Source organism: Marinifilum sp. N1E240 (genome assembly GCF_009295825.1).
GTDB classification, from domain to species: domain Bacteria; phylum Bacteroidota; class Bacteroidia; order Bacteroidales; family Marinifilaceae; genus Marinifilum_A; species Marinifilum_A sediminis.
This window is the reverse complement of the sequence record NZ_WHKF01000011.1, coordinates 25,914-49,340: the sequence shown is the minus strand read 5'-3', so window position 1 is coordinate 49,340 and position 23,427 is coordinate 25,914. Positions and strand designations below refer to the sequence as shown.

16 protein-coding genes are annotated in these 23,427 nt (G+C 35.2%); 12 read left to right on the top strand and 4 right to left on the bottom strand.

All coding sequences use genetic code 11. The features are described from left to right. Window positions 1-100: 100 nt before the first annotated feature. Window positions 101-832, bottom strand: a complete 732-nt coding sequence (locus tag GCQ56_RS18210) for a hypothetical protein (RefSeq protein WP_152735967.1) — start codon at window positions 830-832, stop codon at window positions 101-103. Between the two features lie 596 nt (window positions 833-1,428). Between GCQ56_RS18210 and thrA the strand changes: the two genes are divergently transcribed. From thrA to GCQ56_RS18155, 11 genes are all read left to right on the top strand, one after another. Next, window positions 1,429-3,861: a bifunctional aspartate kinase/homoserine dehydrogenase I gene (gene thrA, locus GCQ56_RS18205; protein ID WP_152735966.1), complete on the top strand. Its 2,433-nt coding sequence runs from the start codon at window positions 1,429-1,431 to the stop codon at window positions 3,859-3,861. A 78-nt stretch (window positions 3,862-3,939) separates the two neighbouring features. Then, window positions 3,940-4,866, top strand: a complete 927-nt coding sequence (locus GCQ56_RS18200; RefSeq protein WP_152735965.1) for a homoserine kinase — start codon at window positions 3,940-3,942, stop codon at window positions 4,864-4,866. A 26-nt stretch (window positions 4,867-4,892) separates the two neighbouring features. Beyond that, window positions 4,893-6,188, top strand: coding sequence for a threonine synthase (thrC, locus tag GCQ56_RS18195; protein WP_152735964.1), 1,296 nt, complete (start codon window positions 4,893-4,895; stop codon window positions 6,186-6,188). A 418-nt stretch (window positions 6,189-6,606) separates the two neighbouring features. Beyond that, complete coding sequence (locus GCQ56_RS18190; protein WP_054717818.1) at window positions 6,607-6,879, top strand: HU family DNA-binding protein; 273 nt, start codon at window positions 6,607-6,609, stop codon at window positions 6,877-6,879. A 71-nt stretch (window positions 6,880-6,950) separates the two neighbouring features. Continuing rightward, window positions 6,951-7,640 (top strand): RNA methyltransferase, encoded by a 690-nt coding sequence (locus GCQ56_RS18185; protein ID WP_152735963.1) that lies wholly within the window; start codon window positions 6,951-6,953, stop codon window positions 7,638-7,640. Window positions 7,641-7,803: 163 nt separating this feature from the next. Then, window positions 7,804-8,511 carry a LytTR family DNA-binding domain-containing protein gene (locus GCQ56_RS18180; RefSeq protein WP_152735962.1) on the top strand — a complete coding sequence of 236 codons (708 nt, stop codon included), beginning with the start codon at window positions 7,804-7,806 and terminating at the stop codon, window positions 8,509-8,511. 52 nt (window positions 8,512-8,563) lie between these two features. Continuing rightward, window positions 8,564-9,757: an aspartate aminotransferase family protein gene (locus GCQ56_RS18175; protein WP_152735961.1), complete on the top strand. Its 1,194-nt coding sequence runs from the start codon at window positions 8,564-8,566 to the stop codon at window positions 9,755-9,757. Window positions 9,758-9,760: 3 nt separating this feature from the next. Further along, window positions 9,761-10,570 carry a hypothetical protein gene (locus GCQ56_RS18170; RefSeq protein ID WP_152735960.1) on the top strand — a complete coding sequence of 270 codons (810 nt, stop codon included), beginning with the start codon at window positions 9,761-9,763 and terminating at the stop codon, window positions 10,568-10,570. A gap of 4 nt (window positions 10,571-10,574) precedes the next feature. Beyond that, window positions 10,575-12,539, top strand: a complete 1,965-nt coding sequence (locus tag GCQ56_RS18165) for a dipeptidyl-peptidase 3 family protein (protein ID WP_152735959.1) — start codon at window positions 10,575-10,577, stop codon at window positions 12,537-12,539. A 58-nt stretch (window positions 12,540-12,597) separates the two neighbouring features. Further along, window positions 12,598-13,638, top strand: a complete 1,041-nt coding sequence (locus GCQ56_RS18160; RefSeq protein WP_152735958.1) for a VPS10 domain-containing protein — start codon at window positions 12,598-12,600, stop codon at window positions 13,636-13,638. A 69-nt stretch (window positions 13,639-13,707) separates the two neighbouring features. Further along, on the top strand, window positions 13,708-14,970 hold the full coding sequence (locus tag GCQ56_RS18155) for a M28 family metallopeptidase (protein WP_152735957.1): 1,263 nt from the start codon (window positions 13,708-13,710) through the stop codon (window positions 14,968-14,970). 576 nt (window positions 14,971-15,546) lie between these two features. Here the strand turns inward: GCQ56_RS18155 and GCQ56_RS18150 are convergent. From GCQ56_RS18150 to GCQ56_RS18140, 3 genes are all read right to left on the bottom strand, one after another. Beyond that, window positions 15,547-18,180, bottom strand: coding sequence for a DUF5686 and carboxypeptidase regulatory-like domain-containing protein (locus tag GCQ56_RS18150; RefSeq protein ID WP_152735956.1), 2,634 nt, complete (start codon window positions 18,178-18,180; stop codon window positions 15,547-15,549). A gap of 486 nt (window positions 18,181-18,666) precedes the next feature. Continuing rightward, window positions 18,667-20,313, bottom strand: coding sequence for a hypothetical protein (locus GCQ56_RS18145; protein ID WP_152735955.1), 1,647 nt, complete (start codon window positions 20,311-20,313; stop codon window positions 18,667-18,669). Between the two features lie 4 nt (window positions 20,314-20,317). Then, window positions 20,318-21,115 (bottom strand): ABC transporter ATP-binding protein, encoded by a 798-nt coding sequence (locus GCQ56_RS18140; RefSeq protein ID WP_152735954.1) that lies wholly within the window; start codon window positions 21,113-21,115, stop codon window positions 20,318-20,320. A gap of 259 nt (window positions 21,116-21,374) precedes the next feature. Between GCQ56_RS18140 and htpG the strand changes: the two genes are divergently transcribed. After that, window positions 21,375-23,426, top strand: a complete 2,052-nt coding sequence (gene htpG, locus GCQ56_RS18135; RefSeq protein WP_152735953.1) for a molecular chaperone HtpG — start codon at window positions 21,375-21,377, stop codon at window positions 23,424-23,426. Window position 23,427 lies beyond the last annotated feature (1 nt).

The following is a 23,427-nucleotide window of genomic DNA, read 5'->3' as shown; positions in this document are numbered from 1 at the left end:
GTAATACAAATATTATCATCATTTTTGAATATCCAAAGGGGAAATAAAAAATACCGATAAGAAATATCTTATCGGTATTATTATCGAAAAAAAATGCTTATTATTTTACAATTGTTCGAAGCTCAGCATTGTAATCAACAAGAATGTCATACCATTCATCAAGCATGTTTTGCCAACTTCCCTTACCATATAATTTTTCAAACTCTTTCATAAATCCAATGTCCTGCGACCAGGCTTCATAACTGTCAAAATTCCAAACCAATCCAATATCTGCACTTTTAGGAGTATGAAGTGGATTGTTAAAAACCAAAAAGGCAACTCCGAGATTTTCAGAAGTTTTCATGAGTTTCTTTGCAATAGCTTTAAACCTGTAATACTGACCTCTTTTTAAATCAACTGCCCATGCTTCGTAATGTTTAGAATTCATAACAAGATCTTTTCCAAAGGAGAGTTTCTCGTTAAAATTCCATAAGCTAACAGCACCATATTTTTCAACTAACGGATCAATATTTTTATTCCAATCTTCTTCATGACCATTTTCTTTTGTTGGTCTGGAATCTAATGCGGCGTAGGTGGTAGGTCCCATTATCCAGACGTACCAGCCAGCTTTCAAACCGTAATCTACTCTTCTTAAACCAGCAACATGATCTCCTTCAGGGTGGAATTTTTCGTTGTGAGATTTAATGGCTTTTTCAAATTCGTCAGCCATACCTCTTTTAGGTAAAATGTAAACACTTTCTACTACAATCGTCTTTTTCTCCTCTTTCTCCTGTCCAAATGCGATAAATGCAAAAAACAAAAACGCAGACAAGAGCATAATCCTCTTTTTCATGACAAATATGTTTTAGTGAATAAAAACCCAATTTACGACTTTTATATGGAATGATTCTAATTAAGATTTATTAAACGACTGGTAAATAGTTATTAATATTGGTGATTTGGCAGTTGCTATTTTTAAAATGATTCGTTAATCAACAAGTTTTATTGGCTGTAATAAAGTGTGATGATGTTAATTCTGTGTTATTTTTTCGAAAGATTTTCAGTGATTTCGGTATTCTACTTTAAAAAATTTCTATATTTGATTCTCTTAAGAATGAGGTAATATCAAATAATGAATAAAATGACTAACATAGAATCAATGATGCACATGCCAACTAGAGGTATGCGCTATTCTATGCATTTTATTTCGATGAATATTACTGCAACAATTACACCTACCACAACAACCCTTTAGGGGGTTTATATAATTACATATCACCAAAGGGGAGAGTTTATACTCAAAAGTTCATAAATAGAATTATGCAACCACAATAATATCGCGTAATTTTCTTTGTGTTAGACTATTAATTTAACTATAACCAATATTTAATAATTGATGATAGAATTGACATTTGTACGGAGAGGAAGTCATCAGAAGAAATCAAAAACATGAAAGTTTTAAAATTTGGAGGAAGCTCGGTTGCTAATGCAGAAAATTGCAAACGGGTAATGGAAATCATTAAGCAGAATAATGAGAGCTGTAAGCAAGTTGTAGTTGTGTCAGCTTTTGGCGGAGTTACAGATGATTTGGAACGATGCATTAGTTTGTCTTGTGATCGAAACAAAGATTACGAGAAGGCTTTAGAGAATTTAAAGAATAGGCACTTTGGAGTTATTCAAGAATTATATTTATCAGGTAAGGTTTGTGATACTGTAAAAATCAAGTTTAATGAACTTGAGGAAGTTTTAAAGGGTGTCTATTTACTTCAGGATATTTCGGAGAAAGTGAGAAGTACTGTTATGGGGTCCGGGGAATTGTTGTCATCTGCTATTATTTCAGAATATCTTAAGGTGTCAGGAATTGATGCTATTTATTGTGATTCGAGAGAGTTTATTAAAACCCAAAATGGCAAGGGAGTTTATCTGAATAGCGAGCAAACTAATGAAAACCTTGAATCGATTAAACAAAAGGATTTTGAGGTTGCTGTTTTTCCTGGCTTTATTGCTTCGGGGCAGAAAGGCGAAATGACTCTTTTAGGACGAGGAGGATCGGATTATACCGCTGCAATATTAGCTGCAGGCTTAAGTTGTTCGGAGCTTGAAATTTGGACCGATGTGAGTGGTATGTATAATGCTGATCCGAGATTGGTATCGCAAGCTAAGCCAATCAAGAGAATGTCTTTTCAGGAAGCCATGGAACTTTCCCATTTTGGAGCAAAGGTTATTTACCCTCCAACATTGATTCCAGTTGTTCAGAATCAGATTAATGTTCGAATAAAAAACACTTTTGCACCAAAGGATGAAGGAACTTTAATAAGTAAAACTCCTGGCGAGATTCGTTCCGTTGTTAGAGGATTATCTTCTGTAAATAATATCAACTTGTTTACTTTATCTGGTAGTGGTATGGTTGGGATAAGTGGTTTTGCATCTCGATTTTTTACTTGTTTGGCTCTAAGTAAAATTAATGTTGTTCTTATTACTCAGGCATCTTCGGAACATAGCATAAGTGTTGGAATTCATAAGGATGATTCGGAACAGGCAATTGAAGCAGTTCGTGATGAGTTTGCTATGGAGATTAAAATGAACTTGGTAAATGATCCGGGAGTGGAGGAAGATCTTTCAATTGTTGCTATCGTTGGTGAAGATATGGGATTTACACCGGGAATATCAGGTAAAGTGTTTAGTGTTCTTGGGAAGAATGGCGTAAACATTCGTGCTATGGCTCAGGGAGGAAACGAAATGAATCTGACTTTTATGGTTCCAACCAAGGATATCAAAAAAGTTTTGAATGTTATTCATGAGGAATTCTTCGATACCACTTATAAAAAGGTAAATCTGTATATTGCTGGAGTTGGAAATGTTGGAAGTAAGCTGCTTGAATTCATTAAAAATCAATATGATTTTTTAATAGAGGAAAAGGGAATACAGTTAATTGTTCGCGGAATTAGCAATAGCAGAAAAATGTATTTTTCAGATGATGAAAAATTACTTACGAATTGGTCTGAAAAGTTGAATGTTGAGGGTGAGCCAGCCGATTTGCAAGAATTTGTTCAAAGAATGGATCAGGCAAACCTACGCAATAGCGTTTTTGTTGATATAACGGCAAGCGAACATGTAAGTAAAATTTACCAGCAAGTTTTAAATTCAACTGTTTCGATTGTCGCTTGTAATAAGATTGCAGCCTCCTCAGATTTTGAAAATTACAAAAGAATAAAAATGGCGGCTAAAAAGCACAACGTTGAATTCATGTTTGAAAGTAATGTTGGTGCAGGTTTGCCCGTAATAAATACGATCAATAACTTGATTGATACTGGCGATAAAATTGTAGGTATTGATGCGGTTGTTTCCGGAAGTTTGAATTTCATCATGAATGAATTCAATAATGGTAAATCCTTTTCTGAGGCAGTTAAAATGGCAATGGAACAGGGATTTACTGAACCGGATCCTAAGATTGATTTAAGTGGTATGGATGTGCTTAGAAAATTATTGATTTTATCGAGAGAAGCTGGCTATCCGTTGGAGGTGGAAGATGTAGAACATCAGCCAATGATTCCTAAATCGTGTTTAAACGGAAGTACTGCTGAAGAGTTATTGAAAGATTTAGAAACAAATAACGATTACTTTGAAGGATGGCGGAAGGTGATGAAAGAGAAAAATATCCGATACCGATACATTGCTTCATTTAAAGATGGTAAAGCAAATGTAGGTATGAAAGAGGTAACGCCGGATCACCCATTCTATGATATTCATGGAAAAGACAATGTGATTTCATTGAATACAATATGGTATGATGACCAACCATTAATAGTGAAAGGCGCTGGAGCTGGAGCAGAGGTGACAGCCTGTGGTATTTTTGGAGATATCATCAGAATAAGCAGTTAACTGCCTGTTATCATTGAAGATAAAGTAATTTTAAAATAAAGCTGGAAGTAAATTGCTGACAGCAAAAATCTGAAATACATGTCAGAATCAGTAAAAGTTTTTGCCCCAGGTAGCGTTTCTAATGTTGGTTGCGGTTTCGATATATTAGGATTTGCCATCGATGGGGTGGGAGATGAAATGGTAGTAAGTAAAAATGATAAAAAGAAGATCGTTATTGCTCCCGTTAACGGTTATGAGAATTTACCAACAGATCCAAAGAAGAATGTTGCAGGAGTTGCCATTCAGGCACTTCTCGATGATTTAAAGAGTAATCAGGGCTTTGATGTTGAAATTGTAAAGAATATTAAACCAGGAAGTGGGATAGGATCGAGTGCAGCAAGTGCTGCAGGAGCAGTTGTAGCAGTAAATGAATTGTTGGGAAATCCTTATAGCAGAATGGAATTGGTTGATTTTGCTATGAAAGGAGAGGAAGTTGCATCGGGTGATGTTCATGCTGATAATGCAGCACCAGCTACTTTAGGTGGTTTCTGTTTAATTCGCGGATACAATCCATTGGATGTAATCCACATTCAGCCGCCTAAAGATTTATGGTGTGTTGTTATTCATCCACAAATTGAGATCAAAACAAAAGAATCGCGTGAGTTGTTATCTCCTGAAGTTTCAATGAAGAAAGCTATTCGTCAATGGGGAAATGTGGCCGGTCTGATGTCGGGATTGTATACTTCAAATTATGAATTGATTGGAAGATCATTAGAGGATCATATTGTTGAGCCACAAAGAAAGGTATTAATTCCTGAGTTCGATGAATTGAAACTTTCGGTTATGGAAGCAGGTGCTTTGGGCTGTTCTATTTCTGGTTCAGGACCATCGGTGTTTGCTTTGGCTGAAGGTAAAGATTCTGCTGACGTAATTGCAACGGCAATGGATACCGCCTATAGAAAAACAGAATTGGATTACAAGATATATGTGTCCAAAGTTAGTGATGGAGGAGTTAGAGTATTATAAAAGTGGTATCCTGAAAAGAAAGAACAATGGAATATTTTAGTACAAATAATAAAGATTTACGATACGGATTTAAAGAAGCTGTTATAAAAGGCTTGGCTCCAGATAAAGGTTTATTTTTCCCAATATCAATACCAAAATTAGAGAAAGAGTTTTTCGATAATTTACCGGATATGAGTATGGCAGAAATAGGTTTTGAGGTGGCGAAGCATTTTGTTGGTGAGGACATCAGCCACGAAGAACTAAAAAATATAACAGAAGAAGTATTTAATTTTCCTATTCCTCTGATTAAAATAGAAGAAGGAGTTTATAGCCTTGAATTGTTTCATGGTCCAACATGTGCTTTTAAGGATGTGGGGGCAAGATTTATGAGTCGTTGTTTAAGTGCATTTGCAAAACAAAACAAGGAGGATGTTACCATTCTTGTTGCCACTTCAGGAGATACAGGAAGTGCGGTTGCAAATGGATTTCTTGGAGTAGAAGGCGTAAGTGTTATCATACTTTATCCTAAAGGGAAGGTTAGTAAAATTCAGGAGCAACAGTTGACTACAATGGGACAAAATATTTCTGCCCTGGAGGTTGATGGTACATTTGATGATTGTCAGGCTTTGGTAAAACAAGCCTTTGCCGATGAGGATCTAAATAAAAAAATGAAACTTACATCGGCTAACTCAATTAATATCGCCCGATTACTTCCTCAGAGTTTTTACTATTTCTATATCTTGGCTCAACTACAGAATCGTGATAAGGATATTGTTGTATCGGTACCAAGTGGAAATTATGGCAATTTAACTGGCGGTTTGTTGGCAAAACAAATGGGACTGCCAATAAAGAGATTTGTGGCTTCAGCGAATAAGAATAAGGTTGTCCCTGATTATTTGGAACATGGAAATTATGAGCCGAAAGAATCGGTCCAAACCATTTCAAATGCTATGGATGTGGGAGCACCAAGTAATTTTGCCCGGATGATGGAGCTGTATCGAGAAGAGCATTTCGAAATTATTAAAGACATTAAAGGAGCTTGGTTTTCTGATCAAGAAACAGAAAAGGTAATGTCTGAAGTTTATAGCAATTATAAGTATATTTTAGATCCTCATGGAGCAGTTGGCTATCTTGGATTGAAAAAGCACATCAATAAAGAGAATGAGATTGGTGTCTTTTTGGAGACGGCACATCCTGCTAAATTTAAGGATACTGTGGAAAAAGCAATAGAAGTGGAGGTGGAAATTCCAACATATCTGAAAGAATGCCTTCAGAAGGAAAAAAATAGTATTCTGATTGGGAGGGAGTATTCTGACCTCAAAAACCAATTATTAAATAGTTAATATGATATTGGATAAGATCAAAAGTAAGGAATTTGCTTACTCTTTGTTTTTCAAATATATGAGAACATGTTTAATAGTCGGGTGAAATGCATGAGGTCACGTAAGGTGCTCGTAATGAGGAGCGAAGAGGTTTTTGTTTGAGGTTTTGTTGATTGTTTTAATTGTGAAACGCTTGTCGTAAATTGTATTGAGTTAAATTAATTGTTGAGATAAATTCTGTTATGATTTAATAAATAATCCTGTTTCATACATTAAAAGGGGCTTTTGTAAAAATAGAGCTTATTATTATGTTGATGTTTGTAAAAACGATTTTTTAATATTTTTTCCTAACTGAAATTTGCAAACGTTCAGAAATCCTTTATATTTGTATATGATTCAAATTTAAAAGCATTTTTTAACCCTAAAATTTTATAAAGTTATGAACAAAGCTCAATTAATTGATGCAATTGCTAGCAAAGCTGGTTTGACTAAAGCTGATTCTAAAAAAGCACTAGATGCTTTTATCGAAACTACAACTGAAGCATTAAAAGGCGACGATAGAGTAGCTCTTGTAGGATTCGGTTCTTTTTCAGTTTCAAAGCGTGATGCTAGAACTGGTAGAAATCCACAAACTGGTAAGCCAATTAATATTCCAGCTAAAAAGGTTATTAAATTTAAGGCTGGTTCAGAATTAGCTGACTCTGTACAATAGATAATTGTAAGTCAAACGAAATTGAGGGGGTGTAGCAATACCTCCTTTTTTTTATACCCTAAATTTTGAGAATGGAAAAACAACAACTAATCGAATCAGTTCGTTTTCTTGAACAATTTACAACAGAACATCGATTGGATTTAATCGATAAAAATATCTGTAACAGGACGAAGTACATTACTGTTGTCCTGGAGAATATTTTTCAGCCTCAAAATGCTAGTGCAGTCATTCGATCCTGTGATTGTTTCGGAATCCAGGATTTGCATGTGATAGAAAATTCGAATGAGTACACTTTAAATCCAGAAGTGGTTATGGGCTCCTCAAAATGGGTTGACCTGCATAGGCATAATGCTAAAGAAGAAAATACCTTAGACACGATAATAAGCCTAAAAAAACAAGGATATAGAATCGTAGCAACTACTCCCCATACAAATGATGTATTGTTGCCCGATTTTGACTTGCAAAAAGGGAAATCTGCATTCTTTTTTGGAACTGAATTAACAGGTTTGTCTGATGTTGTTATGGATAATGCTGATGAATTTGTGAAGATTCCCATGTATGGTTTTACCGAGAGTTTTAATATTTCGGTATCAGCTGCCTTAGTCTTGAATCATTTGTCTACCGAAATTAGAAGGACAAATGTAAATTGGGAACTGAGTGAGGTGGAAAAACTAGAATTGAAATTAGAATGGTTAAAAAAAACAGTCCGATCTGGAGATAAAATGATTCAGGAGTTTATTCTTCGAAATAAAAGCATTTGATTTAAAGGATTTTGGTCTTTTTAAGCCTGGGATTTTAAAGCAGTAAATATTTTTGGAAAATATTTCGGAAATGGTAAAAAGATTGTTATTTTTGATGAAGACAATATTACTGTAGATAAATAAAATTTATTCCCTTTTTCTTGACCTTAAATAATCCCACTATATGAATTGTGTTGTAATAGATGATGATAAACTTTCGAGAAAGGTAGTTGAAAGTTACATTGAAAGAACTGATTTTTTAACTTTTGGAGCATCTTATCCAAGTGCGATTGATGCAATTAATAACATAAAGAAAAACGAGCCTGTAGACTTAATTTTTCTGGATATTGAAATGCCAGAAATGAGTGGGATGGAGTTTTTAAATAGCCTGAATACTACACCTCAAATCATTATTATATCGTCAAAAGAGCAATATGCTCTTGAAGCATTCGAATATGATGTTACTGATTATCTTTTGAAACCGATTAGTTATAGTCGATTTTTTAAAGCCGTAAGTAAAGCTAATAAGCGCTATAAGAATAGTGTAGGCTTTGTTCAGGATAAGAATGAAATTTTTATCAAGAGCAATTCATCATTGGTTCGTTTGAATTATGATGATATTTTATGGATTGAAGCCTTAGAGAATTATGTAGTAGTGAATACTTATCAAGAGAAGTATACAATTCACTTTACAATGAAGGCAATAGAAGAAAAAATGCCTGCGGCAAGATTTTCAAGAATTCACCGCTCTTACATTGTAAATCTTAGCAAAATTGAAATGATTGAAGACAATTCTGTTGTAATTGAAACAGATGGAGGTCCTAAATCAATTCCAATTGGTAAATCTTATCGTGATAAATTAATGGGTGATATTAATTTAATGACCCGATAGTTTTTTAATAGCAGGATTTTTGTGAATTTTGTATTCAATAAAAATTCTGGATATGATTACCAATCGACAATTATTTCTACAACACGTAGCAACAACCTCTGATTTTCCAATTGCTTTGGAAATTGAAAGAGCCGAAGGAATATATATGTACGACCCGAGCGGGAAGCCTTATTTGGATCTCGTTTCGGGCGTTTCTGTTAGTAACCTGGGGCACGGACATCCCCGTGTTCGTCAAGCTGTAAAAGATCAGGTAGATAAATACATGCACCTTATGGTGTATGGTGAGTTTATCGAAACACCGCAGGTTAAACTAGCCAAACTACTTAGCGATAATCTTCCTGAGGGCTTAAACTCAGTTTATTTTGTGAATTCAGGAAGTGAAGCCAATGAAGGAGCATTAAAATTAGCAAAACGTTATACAGGGCGTTCAGAAATCATTCATTTTACAAGAGCTTATCACGGAAGTACTCATGGTGCTTTAAGTGTATTATGCGATGAAGAAATGAAAAATGCATTTCGTCCTTTACTGCCAGATGTTCGAATGATTGAGTTCGATAATATGGAACATTTGGATCAGATTACCGAAAAAACGGCATGTGTAATTTTGGAACCGATTCAGTCTGAAGGTGGAATGATTATTCCTTCGAAAGAATACATTCAAGCATTACGAGCTCGTTGTACAGAGATAGGAGCTTTGTTGATTTTCGATGAAGTACAAATGGGTTTTGGTCGAACAGGTAAGCTGTTTGCTTTCGAACATTTTGATGTTGTTCCTGATATTTTGTGTTTGGCAAAAGCTATGGGCGGAGGAATGCCGGTAGGAGCGTTTATTTCTGATAAGAAAATATTAGATTCCTTTAAATCAAACCCAATGCTAGGGCACATTACAACTTTTGGAGGACATCCGGTTTGTTGTGCTGCTGCACATGCCTCTTTAGAGGTTTTGTTAGAGGAAAATTTGGTTGCTGATACTCAAAGGAAAGGTGAACTTTTTGTTGAGTTGTTAAAGGATCATCCTATGGTAAAAGGTTTCCGACAATTGGGTCTCTTTATTGCTGTGATAGTTGAATCCAAAGAAATTATGCTGGAAATAATGAAAGAAGCATATGAAATAGGAGTTGTTATGGATGCCTTTCTTTTTTGTGATGATGCATACCGTATTGCACCACCATTGAATATTACTAATGAAGAAATTCACCATGCTGCCAATTTACTAATTCAGGCAATGGATAAGGTTAACAAATAAATTATGCGATCTTCAATTCTTCTTATTCTACTTTTATCGGTTTCATTCTTTGGAACTGCTCAATCAGATTTAGTCAATTTTGAAACAGAGACAAAGCAGCTGTTTGAACAGTTACAATTGGCTCAATCAGATTCAATTAAATTGAAAATTTGTGATCAGATTGAGGATGGATTTGAACAGATATTGAATCAAAAAGAAAGTTTTGACTACCCATTTTCTAAGCTTGATAAAATGGGTAAGTTAACTTCCCCAGATAATTTGTTTAGAATTTACAATTGGAACTGTGTACTTTCCAATGGAAGCTATCTATATTATGGGATTTTACAATTGGTGAAAAAAGGAAAATCAGAAGTGATTCTTCTCAAGGACAATTGTGCTGATGCCAGTATGTATACAAATCAAAATCAAGATAATTGGTCTGGTGCACTGTATTATAAAATTATTCCTTTTAAATCGAAAGGGGCAAATACATATTTGCTTTTAGCCTGGGATGGAAATAATTTTTCGACAAATAAGAAGCTGATTGAAGTTTTAAGCATTGATAAAAAGAATAATATTCAGTTTGGAAAAGCATTGATTTCCTGGCGAGGTAAAATGCTGAACAGAGTTGTGTTCGAATATGCCAAACAGGCAAGTATGACCATTCAGTATATTGAGAAAGAGGAGAAATTGGTATTTGATCATTTGGCTCCCTCACTTCCGGTTTATGAGAACCAATTTGAATATTATGGACCCGATTTTTCTTATGATGCATTAGAGTTTAAAAAAGGAATTTGGGAGTTAAAAGAGAATATTGACGTTAGAAATAAATAGAAATATGAGCGAATCATTTAAATATCAAACCGAACAATTTGCCGATATCAAAATATTAAGATATCAGGTTCCTGGATTTGAGGAGTTGAGTTTGCAGCAGAAGGAATTAATTTATTATTTGGCTGAAGCAGCTCGTTGCGGAAGAGATATTTTATTCGATCAAAACAATAAATACAATCTTAGTATAAGAAGAACTCTGGAAGCAATTCTAAAATCTTACGATGGAGATAAAGATTGCGAAGAGTTTAAACAGTTTGTGGTTTATACCAAAAGAGTTTGGTTCTCAAACGGAATTCATCATCATTATTCAATGGATAAGTTTTTGCCTGAATTCGATGAGGAATATTTTGGAGAATTATTGGCGAATACCAATTCTGAATTGTTGCCGCTGGGGGAAAAAGAGGATGTAGTTGATTTGATGACACGCTTGGTTCCTATAATTTTTGATGAGAATATCGATAATAAAAGAGTAGTATTAAATCCTGAAATGGATTTGATTGCCGATTCGGCAAACAACTATTATGAAGGTGTTACTCAGGCTGAAGTTGAAGCCCATTATGAAAATGCTGAGAAGGGCGATCCGGAAAGACCTCTTTCTGCAGGATTAAACTCCAAATTACTTAAGGATGATGGCAAGCTTGTAGAAAAGATCTGGAAAGTTGGAGGAATGTATACAGATGCAATCGAGAAGATTGTGTTTTGGTTAGAGAAAGCCATACCTGTTGCCGATAGCGATTTGCAAAAGCAATCCTTACTAAAACTGGTTGATTTCTATAAAACTGGTGATTTACAAACCTTCGATGATTACTCCATTTTATGGGTAAAAGATCTGGATGCTCATGTTGATGTAGTAAATGGATTTATTGAAGTTTATGGTGATGCTTTGGCATTTAAAGCAAGCTGGGAATCTGTTGTAAACTTTAAAGATATTGAAGCCACAAAGCGTACCGAAATTATCTCGGACAACGCACAATGGTTTGAAGACAATTCGCCAGTTGATGAGCGATTCAAGAAAGATGAAGTTAAAGGAGTTAGTGCAAAGGTAATTACCGTTGCGATGTTGGGTGGAGATTGTCATCCGGCAACGCCAATTGGAATTAACTTGCCAAATGCCGAATGGATTCGTAAAGAACACGGAAGTAAATCTGTTACCATCGATAATATTACCCACGCTTATCATCAATCATCGTTAAAAGGGGGAATGCTTGAAGAATTTGCATATAGTGAAGAAGAAGTGGCAAGAGCAAAAAAACATGGACATTTAGGAGGGAATTTGCATACCGATTTACACGAATGTTTAGGGCATGGTTCAGGGCAGTTATTGCCAGGTGTTGGTATGGATGCATTGAAAAATTACCATTCTACATTGGAGGAGGCGAGAGCAGATTTGTTTGCTCTTTACTATATGATGGATCCTAAAATGTTGGAAATTGGTTTGATGCCAACTCTTGATGTGGCAAAAGCTGAGTACGATGGATACATGCGAAATGGATTAATGACTCAGTTGACGCGAATCGAATTTGGGAAAGACATAGAGGAATCTCACATGCGAAACCGTCAATTAATTGCCAAATGGGTGTTTGAAAAAGGAGAATCAGATAAGGTGGTTGAGAAAGTTACAAAGGATGGGAAAAACTATTTTGTTGTAAATGACTATCAGAAATTGAGATCATTGTTTGGAGAATTGCTTGCCGAAGTGCAGCGAATTAAATCTGAGGGTGATTTAGAAGCTGGAAAATTATTGGTAGAGGATTACGGCGTGAAAGTTGATGAAGGTCTGCACAAAGAGGTAAAAGAAAGGTTCGAAAAACTGAATTTAGCAGCCTATGCAGGATTTATCAATCCTGATTATCATCCTGTAATGGAAGATGGAAAAATAGTGGATGTGAAAATTTCATATCCAATGGATTTTACTGAACAAATGTTGGTATATGGAGAGAAATACTCCTTTTTGCCAAACATGAATTAGGAAATAGATAACAAAAAAGAGGTCATTTGACCTCTTTTTTTTTGTAATTTCATCAACTATGAAAAAAGTACTTCTCATTCTATTTATCATTCTATCATTCAATGCAACAGCACAGCATAAAATGATTGAATTTCATGCACAAAATTCACCTTCCACTTCAGCATTTCGATCCATTCACATGGTGAACGATACCTGTGTGTGGCTAGGAGGTACCAATGGTAATTATTGTTACTCCAAAAACGGAGGAGTAAAATGGCAGAGAGGAATAGTTCCAGGAGCGGAAAAACTAGACTTTCGTGATCTGCATGTTTTTAGTAAGGATCGTGTAGTACTAATGAGTTGTGGGAATGGTAAGAATTCAAGGATTTATACTACTAGCGATGGTGGTAAAACCTGGAAAATGAGTCATCAAAATGAACATGAGATAGCATTTTACAATGGAATTGATTTTTGGAATAGCATGGATGGAATTTTAACCAGTGATGCTATTGATTCTAAACCATTTATTTTAATCACCAATGACGGAGGAGAGAACTGGAAACGACTACAGCCTAATTCCATTCCTGATTTGAAGCAGGGAGAATATGCCTTTGCTGCCAGTGGAACAGGTATTGTAACTCGAGGAGATTCTGAAGTATGGATTGCTACAGGAGGAATACATTCCAGAATATATTATTCGGAAGATAAAGGGAAGAACTGGAATGCATCCGAAACTCCAATTATTCAGGGAACATCAACAGAAGGAATTTATTCCTTTTTTATTGATGAGAACAAGCGAGCGATATCGGTTGGAGGAAATTACAAGAAGATTGAGGAGTGTAAAGGAAATGTAATTGTTTCTTCGGATTCTGGGAAAAACTGGAAATTGGCAAAAGGAGAAAGTACCCTTGCATTTAAAGAGTGTGTCCTGAAATTGAAAAAGAATATCTGGTTAACAACAGGTCCAAGCGGAACTGCTATTTCGACCGATGATGGCGAACACTGGACTGAAATAGACAACAGACCGTTTCATACCATGGATTACGATTCTATGAGTAGAACAGGCTTTCTAGCCGGAGACAATGGGAGTATTGTCAAATTTCACTTTCAAGAAAAATAATCAGGAAAAAATACGAAGCAAGATCATAAAAGAATTATTAACAACCTACATCAACCTAATATAAAAAAAATGAAAAGAATAGTTTTGCCTGGAATCATGTGTTTACTACTATCATGTGCAAGTTTTGCGCAAGATATGAAGTATACCAAAGAGCTTGTGAATACGTTGAGTTCAAAAGAATTTCATGGTAGAGGATATGTAAAAAAAGGCGATAGCATTGCAGCAGCTTACTTATCGGAGGAAATGAAAGCACTAAAGTTGAAAGGCTTTAGCGATAATTATTATCAGCCATATACCATATCAGTAAATACTTATCCTGAGAAAACAACTTTAAAATTGGATGGGAAAGAATTACAGCCAGCTAGTGAGTACATCGTAAACCCGAATTCAAAAACCTGTGTTGGAGAGTCAGATTTAAAATGGATCAATAAAGATATCTTAACCAATTCAAGAGCATTGGCAGGTTTTATGAAGGAAGATCACTCTAACTCGTTTTTAGCTATTGATTCAACTGGATTGAACAATCCAGATCTATACAATTTTGCACAAGCCATGCTGAAAAAGAATGTGTTCGATGCGAAAGGATTGGTGCTTGTTAATGGAAAATTGAAGTACTCGGCGAGAACAAAAACAGTTGATTATCCAACTTTCATGTTGAAAACGGATGTGATTACTCCTGATGTAAAGAAGATCACTTATGATATTAAAAGTAAGTTCATAGAGAAATACAATACTCAAAATTTGATTGGTTACATTCCTGGGAAATCGGATACTTGCATTATCTACTCTGCGCATTACGATCATTTGGGATATTTTGGAGAGAAGATGTATCCGGGAGCTAATGATAATGCCAGTGGTGTTGCCATGGTATTGAATTTAGCGAAGCACTTTAAAGCTCAAAAAAAGAAACCGCATTACACCTTGGTGTTTGCATTATTGAGTGGAGAAGAGGCTGGTTTATTGGGATCGAATCACTATGTTGAGAACCCATTATTTCCGCTAGAGAAAACCAAAATGGTGCTTAATTTTGATATGTTAGGCACGGGGTCAGAAGCTATTTATGTGATCAATGGTAAAATGGTTCCTGGCGAGATGAAAAAGTTTAATGCCATCAACAAAGAAAAAGAGTATGTGTTTAAGATGTACCCTACAGGTGAATCTTCATCCTCCGATCATGCACCATTCCACAAAAAAGGAGTGAAAGCTGTATTTTTCTACACTCATGGTGATAATGCAGATTATCACGAAACTACTGATGCAGCGGATAAATTACCTTACACTCAGTTCGAAGGTATTTTTAAGTTGGTGAGAGATTATACAGAATTAAAATAACTATTTGATGCTCTCACTTGTAGTGAGGGTATCAATATTATTACCACATAGAAAATTCTATGAATTCATAGTGCAAATAACTTATAGCAATATAAGGGGGGCATATTTGGGCTTGTTGGGTTAAGCCTTACTGTTTTTGGAATGGATTTACTATTTCAAAAGTTCGGCGCAGAGTTTGATGAACTCAAGTTTTCATCCTCTGACTTATACAATACATTCGACCACTTCACTATTCCTATACTTGACCTCAATCTTGCTATCGTAAATGAGTAATTTGCTTTGCCCGAGTTCTAATTTCCTATTACGGATAGCAATTTTCCTGTCGGTAATAGAAAAAGAGATAAAAATGATAAAAAACTTGCTATGATGTGATAGCAAGTTTTCTGCCCTAAAACGCATATTTGCTTTTGATGATAGCAAATTGCTATGTCTTCTATGAAATTTTCCTGTAGCCGGAATCAAATTTTCTATGTCAACATATCATTTTGCATGTGTGGGATGGAATTAATGATATCGGCGATAGGAATTTAGGTTTGGTAAACCTGCCAGTAACTGACAGGTTTATGTAATATTTTCTTACAAATTAAACTTCAATTTCACTCCCGTATCTCTGTGATTTTTGCCATCAAAACTCCAAACTACTTCAACATCTAATAGTAGGAAAATCTGCGATAAGCCGTATCCTACTTCCCAATAATTTTCTTTGTTTTCGTGAGTTAAATAGTTGGCAAATACTCTTTCCTGCAATGCCAATGAATTGTTTAGAATTGGCAATCTCTTTAGTAATAATCGATCCGAAGTGTATTGCAAGTGAGCTTCTAAATAATCTTCGGTGGTAGAGTGCTGATAAAAATCCAACAATCGGAAACTATCCCAGGTATTGCCAATCATTACGGTTGGCTTGCTTGTGTTAAAGTGTTTGTAATCGGCAAAAAAGCTTTGCTTGTTCGAAAGATAGGTACCAGCTTTAATTTTATATTCCAATCGGTCGTTAAAACCCATTTCTAAACTTTGCTTTACCGATGCTGCCAAAAGAGAATAATCAGTCTCTGAATCGAATATATCTTTAATTCCTTGTTTGTAGGTCAATCCAAAAGTCGGTTGATTGTGATACCAGGTCATTCTTTTTACACCCTTATCCATATAATACCTGTGATGAGGTGTGTATTCCAGGTTGGCTATAAATGTAAATGCCTTATTGTCTTTCACCAATTCAGGATGGATTCCTTCGGGAATGTTAGATGTATATTCATTGTCATCGGGATCGGAAATGTACCAGGAGTTGGTATTATACAATTGCTTTCTGTTGGCATATTCCAAACTGGTATGTAAACTCAGCCCATTTGTAATATCGGTTGAGTGCCAAATTCGGGCGTAGTTTTTATCGTATAATTTCAAATAATTATCTTTAAAATAGAGCGAACTCATTGCATTTAGCATTGGGTCAATTCCATTTCTGGCATTAAAATCTACAGCTTCGCTTCCTGCTTTAAAACCAATCCAAGAACGTTTTTCCCCATTATAACGGTATTGGCTACCTACCGAAAAGTCGAGATGTTTTCGTGAAAATGCATAGGTGAAATCGGGCGCGATACTAAAGTAATGACCAAGAGTGTCTTTTTTTGTGTATCGAAAAGGAGCATTAAAAGTAAAACCTTGTACTGTGTTGTATGATATTTTATCTAAACCGATTAAAGCGGGAGTAGAAAGGCTTGAGTTTTCTTCTTTGTATTTGTAATATTTCCCCCAAAGAATATGTTTAAATTTGAATTCGCGATTGGCTCTGCGAACAGAATCTTTATACTCTGGGGTGTTGCGAACAATTACGATTGAATCTTTCTTTATGAAACTGATCTTCTCATCATCCGAAAGTGGGATAGGTCTCATTTCAGCCCAGTAAAGCGAATCCTTATCTTTGGCACCCTTAGCCACTTTTACTTTTTCAATTTTAATTTCCAGAGGCTGTTTTACCTTTTCCTTGCGCTTCACCTGATTGTCTTTTTCCATCAGGCGGTACAATTTGCGCATTTCAGAATTGTTCATGTCATTCTTTTCCAGAAGAGTTTTGATCTCATCTTTGCGCTTTTTTTCTTTTGCTGATAAAACTTTGGATTCTTCTTCGTTGGTCAGATCCGAAATATTTTGTTCTTCTTGTTTACGGGCTAGTTCTTGCTGTTTTAGATAGTCATGATCCAAATCAGGATTTAGTATTACCTTGTAATCCTTAATAGAAGCAACATACATAGCATTTAAGCCAAATCCCATGCCTTTAAATTTGATGTTGAAATCGAAACTTACCGGCATCCAAACACCATCGCTAACCGGAGCATACAATTGATGCATGTGAACTTCGGTCATTGGTAAACTTAGTTTTAAATCGGCAGAGTGTATGTTCCAATAGGTTTCTGCAATGTTTAAAAAACCGCGAAACAGATCTTTACCTTTTCGTTTAGGTATAACCTTAATTCTGTTGATTGTTCTTCCCTGATCTTCGAATACCGATTCCAATTGAAACTTGTATACGCTAAATGCACTTCTGTCTAGTGGGGAAATGAAACCATCATCGCGGGTATTGTACAAATTAGTGGTAATGAATTGCATTGGATCCGCTTGTTCATCTAAGCCTGATGATCGCATTGAAATTACTTCTTCTTCCACCTTGTTTGGCAATTCGAAATGTATTTTCGAGATATTTTCAGTCACGAAAGTTTTACCTACAGTGATGTCTTCTTCGGCTAATTTCTTTTTAAACAATTTTGGGACACTTGTAATTTTTCCGGATCCTTTCAAGTAAACCATATTATCATATTCACTCACCTGTTTGGTGTAATAATCGCCCATGGCAATGGCTTTGCGCATTACGAAATAGGCAGGATCTTCGCCGCTGGCTAATACTTTTACTTCCTTTAATTGATAGGTTTGAGAGGCAAGAGCAACATCCATTTCAAGGTCATTTTCACCCATGGTTACTTTAACTTCTTTGGTTTTGTAACCCAAATATCTGTACTGTAGATTCCATTCCCCAACTGGCAGGTCGAGGTGATATTGTCCATCGATATTTGAGGTGGTTCCGGTAGCCAATTCTTTAATGTAGATATTGGCAAAAGGAATTGCCTTTCCATCAGTATCAGTAATTTTTCCTGATATTTGCTGAGAATATCCTGTAAAAGATAAACAGCAAAAAAGTAGAAATAGTAAATTTTTTGTCATGATTTGGTATTTGCTATTAATATAAATGAGACGACGGTGTTTTGGGTTTTGTTACAGTTTATTTTTAATGATTATTGTAAGCCATATTAAATAATAATGCAACTATCTGATAAATGGTTGCCTGGCTTTGTCATAAAAAGTAATTAGCAAATTAAAATGATTATCTATTCGATTAAATATTAGGTTAAAACAGTTAATTTTTATCTTGTTAGTTTTGTGTTTAATGAAACAATATTATTTGAATGTCAAGTGTGAATTTAGAAAAAATGGTTGAAGCTTAGTAAACTGTTTAATGTATTTTATGTTTTTTTAACAGCATGTTATTTGATATTCTTACTCAAAGTGAGATTATCAATAATGCCACATCTCGAAGCCATGTTCCCTTCTCCTGTAAGAGAAGGATAGGATGAGGTGTTGCAAACAAATGCCACTGGTTAAAACCAAGTGGCATATAATAGTTTTCAAATTCTACTTTTCTACATTTAATTAGTTCTTGATTTTAGCCCACGATATTTTTCTGAAACTTCTTAATCTGAAGTAGAGAATAAATGCTAGAATTGGAATGGCAATAGGAATTGCATAAGGCAATAAACTTAAGCCATAATGAAGAAAACCAATTCCTGCAGCGGAAATCATTAGTAGCATTCCTTTTGCGAAATTTCCACCTGCATCTTGAGTCAGTCTTTCCTTTGTAAATGGTAATATTGGCTCACTCCACGATTGCATCAATGAGGATACAATACTAATCAATAGAAAACCTAAAACAAGATCATCGATAACTGGTATGCCCCAAATTGCGAGAGAAGCGATCGAAACAATTAAATATATCGGAACGTAGTATTTAATCATTACCGATTTAAATGACCCCAGTAATACTTCACCAGGTTTTTCAATTGGCAATATCTGGTAAAACCAGCTCGATTTGTTCTGATCGCTATAGCCCAGTTGTTGAGTGATGCTGAATGATACAAATATAGTTGTATAAATAAACCACAGGTATTTATTGCTTTCGGCTAGCGATTCCAAATTGAATGCATCCTTTGATTTAAAGGCAAATATCAATATGAAAATAAAAATATAGCCAAATGATGGATAAACTGTTTGTTTGAATTTTCTTTCTCGCCCACTCATTAGCCAAACCATGTCAAATGCTGTTGACTCAACTCTGTTTTTGGTGGATAATCTGCTTAATCGTGATACAAAGCCTTTACCCTCATTTTTCTCCTTAACTACCTTTTTCTCTTTACTACCGGCAACATCAAGTTGTGCCAAAGCTTTGTTGAATTTCGGAGCTAGTACTTTAATTACAAAAATTAAACTTAGAATTGGAACCAATAGAGCACATGCAAAGAAAATTAGGTGTGAGGAATCGTAAACACTATTTATAGAGGCTTCCATACTGTTGCTCATCCAAAGCGGAGGAACAAGATAAGACCACCAGTGAATTGGTATTTGAATATTGGAAATATCGTACATATCCATCATGCGAGGCATAATTTGATATCCACCCATAAATAGAATTGCCATTGCTACCTGAAAATATACAATGATATCTTTTAACTTTTGTCCGTTTACCACATTCATCAATCCCAAATAGAAAATATTGGTTAGAAACAGTGTGAATAAAGCTGCCAGTATAATTAGTAAAAGCAAAACTAGCATAGCTACAAAGCCATGATTAATAAGAGTTGTTACAATCACGAATAAGGACAATGAGAGACTCATATGTAGCATGTAAAAAGCAATGTGTAGTATTTTTGCCAACACAATTGTTCTGCTATTAATTGGTCGCGGCATTAGAATACTATTATCGCGTGTATCCATTAGTACGTTGGTAAATTCTGATATCATCAACATGGCAATCATGACCATGATGTAAGAAAAGAAGATGGTATAACTTACCAAAGGGTTTGGTATTGTGAGAATAAGAAGACCAATTAGTAGTCCTAAAACGCCGTAAATGAATGTTTGTAGTAACAATTGATGGTTGGAATCTTTCCCTTTTTGCGACATGGACATACTTCTACGGTTGTCCATTTTTAGCTTTGCTGACAGAATGATACAAACTTGGTTGAAATCTGCACCCATTGCATTAATTAAGGGTTTAAAGAGGAATAAAATAGTTCGTACCATAAGTTTAATTTTCGAATACGTTAATAATTTCTTCCGCTTTCTTGCTGTGTCCAGATGTTCCTGTAAGCTCTGTAAATAATGATTCCAGAGAACCGGTACTAGCTTTTGAATTCAGTTCTTCAAAACTTCCATCAGCAACTACATTTCCCTGATCGATTAGAATAATTCGGTCGGATATTTTCTCAACAACATCCATAATGTGAGAGCTGTAGAATATGGTTTTACCTTCTTTTGCTAGTTGAGTTAAAATCTCTTTTACAATGATAACGGAATTGGCATCGAGACCAGATAGTGGCTCATCCATAAAAATGATGTCAGGATTGTGAATCAGACCAGAAATGATCAGAATTTTTTGTCTCATCCCTTTCGAGAAGGAATTCAATCTTTCATCGGCATGAGCTTTCATTTCAAATAAGTCTAATAATTTTTCCGTCTTATTATTAATGTCGTTCAATTCCATTCCCTGTAATTCACCTACGAATTGCAGATATTCTCTTGGTGTTAGCGTTTCATACAGGGCAGCGTTTTCAGGTATGTATCCAATCTTTCTTTTGATCTCAGTAGAATCTTCTCTTAAATTCATACCAAGAATGCAGATATCACCTTCAAAATCGGTAAGCAAGCCGCACAAAACTTTTACGGTTGTTGATTTACCGGCGCCATTGGGTCCTATGTATCCTATAATTTGTCCAGGTTTGATTTCCAGATTAATTCCTTTTAATACTTTATTTTCAACTCTACCATTTTGGTAGCTTTTCTCAAGATTTTGAATCGTGATTACCGGGTTTTGATTTTCTTGCATAGTTTCTATCTTCTGTCAATAATGTATATAAAAGTAGAAAAAGGTTAAATAGCATTGGCATGTAAATAGAAGTTTTCGATTTTAATGGAATATTGGAGGAGTAAATGAAGTTTTTGCACGATTATATTCAAATCGACTGACATTTTTCTGCACTTTTTTCACCTTTTCTGTCTTATTGACAGTTTTGCGGTATTGGCATAGGCTTTGACTATTGGGAAAACGTTAAATAGAAATTAAAATCTAAAAAAAATATAAAAGTATGTCAACAGGAAAAATTGGTGTTACCAGTCAGGATCTGTTTCCTATTATTAAGAAATTTTTGTATTCTGATCACGATATCTTTTTGAGAGAGATTGTATCGAATGCAGTAGATGCAACTCAGAAGTTAAAAACATTAGCTTCAACAGGAGAATTCACAGGAGAATTGGGAGAGTTGAAAGTTAGCGTTGCTATTGACAAAGAAGCTAAAACCATTACCATTTCGGATAATGGTATTGGTATGACTCAGGAAGAGATTGAGAAATACATCAATCAGATTGCGTTCTCAGGTGCTGAAGAATTCATGGATAAATACAAAGATCAGGCTAACGCAATTATTGGTCACTTTGGTTTAGGTTTCTATTCTTCGTTTATGGTATCAGATAAAGTAGATATCGTAACTCTTTCTCATAAAGAAGGCGCAAAGGCTGTAAAATGGAGTTGTGAAGGTAATCCAGAGTATTCTCTTGAAGAAGTTGAGAAAGCGGAGAGAGGTACTGACATTGTTATGCACATTTCTGAAGAAGAAGAGTCTTTCTTAGAAGAGAGTCGTATTCAGGAGTTGTTGAATAAGTACTGTAAGTTCTTACCAATTGAGATTGTTTTTGGAAAGAAAACAGAATATAAAGATGGCAAGCAGGAAGAAACTGATGAGGAGAATATTATTAATGATACAAATCCTGCCTGGACTAAGAAACCAGCTGATTTAAAAGAAGAAGATTACGGTGATTTTTACCGTCAATTGTATCCTGCAGGAGAGGATCCTTTGTTCCACATTCACTTGAATGTTGATTATCCTTTCAACCTTACCGGTATTTTGTATTTCCCAAAAATAAAGAACAGCGTAGAAATTCAGAAGAACAAGATTCAGTTGTACTGCAACCAGGTATTCGTTACCGATTCGGTAGAAGGTATTGTTCCTGAATTCTTAACTCTTCTTCATGGTGTTATCGATTCACCGGATATTCCATTGAATGTTTCTCGTTCATACTTGCAGTCTGATGGAAATGTGAAGAAAATTTCGAATCATATTACCAAAAAAGTTGCTGATAGCTTGAACGAAATTTTTAAGAAAGATCGTACTGAGTTTGAAAACAAGTGGGATGATTTGAGATTATTCGTTCAGTACGGAATGTTGACCGAAGAGAAATTTGCTGATCGCGCCAAGAAATTCTTTATGGTGAAAAATACTGAAGGAAAGTATTTCACTTTGGAAGAGTACGAAGCAATTATTAAAGAAAATCAGACCGATAAGGAAAACAATATCATCGCATTGTATGCTACCGATATGGATGCTCAGTTTACTTATATCGAAGCTGCTAAAGCAAAAGGTTACGATGTATTGTTGATGGATAGCCAGTTGGATAATCATGTAATTAACCATTTGGAGCAGAAGGATACCAACAAGAAATATGTTCGTGTCGATTCTGACGTAGTTGACAAGTTGATCCAGAAAGATGAGGTAAAAGAATCTAAGCTTACAGAAGAGCAAAAGACTGATTTGATTCCTGTATTCAATTCTCAATTGCCAACTGATGGTGTAAACTATATGGTGACATTCGAATCTTTAGGTGAAGAAGGACAGCCATTAATGATTACTCAAGCGGAATTTATGCGTAGAATGAAAGATATGGCTGCAATGAATGCCGGAATGGGATTCTATGGTGAAATGCCAGATTCTTACAACTTGGTTGTGAATACTGATCATGCTTTGGTGGCAACTATCTTGAATGATAAAGATGCGAAGCTAAGCGATAAAATTTCTGAAGTAAGCACTAAGTTAACTCCTTTGTTTGAAGAGAGAGATGCTTTAGAAGCTTTAAAGAAAGATAAGAAGGAAGAAGAAGTTCCTCAGGAAGAGAAAGACAAGATGACCGAAGTTCAAAATAAGATTACTGAAGTGAACTCGGAAAAGGAAAACTTGTTAAAAGAGTTTGGTAAAGACAATCAGTTGGTAAAACAATTGATCGATTTGGCTTTACTATCTAACAACATGTTGAAAGGAGAAGAGCTAGCTAAATTCGTAAAACGTAGCGTTCAGATGATTAAATAAT

Bases quoted from the DNA above. Each gene is read 5' to 3' on its own strand.
- GCQ56_RS18200 (WP_152735965.1), top strand. From the start codon at position 3,940: ATGTCAGAATCAGTAAAAGTTTTTGCCCCAGGTAGCGTTTCTAATGTT.
- GCQ56_RS18140 (WP_152735954.1), bottom strand. From the start codon at position 21,115: ATGCAAGAAAATCAAAACCCGGTAATCACGATTCAAAATCTTGAGAAA.
- GCQ56_RS18145 (WP_152735955.1), bottom strand. From the start codon at position 20,313: ATGGTACGAACTATTTTATTCCTCTTTAAACCCTTAATTAATGCAATG.
- GCQ56_RS18165 (WP_152735959.1), top strand. From the start codon at position 10,575: ATGAGCGAATCATTTAAATATCAAACCGAACAATTTGCCGATATCAAA.
- GCQ56_RS18175 (WP_152735961.1), top strand. From the start codon at position 8,564: ATGATTACCAATCGACAATTATTTCTACAACACGTAGCAACAACCTCT.
- GCQ56_RS18150 (WP_152735956.1), bottom strand. From the start codon at position 18,180: ATGACAAAAAATTTACTATTTCTACTTTTTTGCTGTTTATCTTTTACA.
- GCQ56_RS18170 (WP_152735960.1), top strand. From the start codon at position 9,761: ATGCGATCTTCAATTCTTCTTATTCTACTTTTATCGGTTTCATTCTTT.
- htpG (WP_152735953.1), top strand. From the start codon at position 21,375: ATGTCAACAGGAAAAATTGGTGTTACCAGTCAGGATCTGTTTCCTATT.
- thrC (WP_152735964.1), top strand. From the start codon at position 4,893: ATGGAATATTTTAGTACAAATAATAAAGATTTACGATACGGATTTAAA.
- GCQ56_RS18190 (WP_054717818.1), top strand. From the start codon at position 6,607: ATGAACAAAGCTCAATTAATTGATGCAATTGCTAGCAAAGCTGGTTTG.
- GCQ56_RS18180 (WP_152735962.1), top strand. From the start codon at position 7,804: ATGAATTGTGTTGTAATAGATGATGATAAACTTTCGAGAAAGGTAGTT.
- GCQ56_RS18155 (WP_152735957.1), top strand. From the start codon at position 13,708: ATGAAAAGAATAGTTTTGCCTGGAATCATGTGTTTACTACTATCATGT.
- thrA (WP_152735966.1), top strand. From the start codon at position 1,429: ATGAAAGTTTTAAAATTTGGAGGAAGCTCGGTTGCTAATGCAGAAAAT.
- GCQ56_RS18160 (WP_152735958.1), top strand. From the start codon at position 12,598: ATGAAAAAAGTACTTCTCATTCTATTTATCATTCTATCATTCAATGCA.
- GCQ56_RS18210 (WP_152735967.1), bottom strand. From the start codon at position 832: ATGAAAAAGAGGATTATGCTCTTGTCTGCGTTTTTGTTTTTTGCATTT.
- GCQ56_RS18185 (WP_152735963.1), top strand. From the start codon at position 6,951: ATGGAAAAACAACAACTAATCGAATCAGTTCGTTTTCTTGAACAATTT.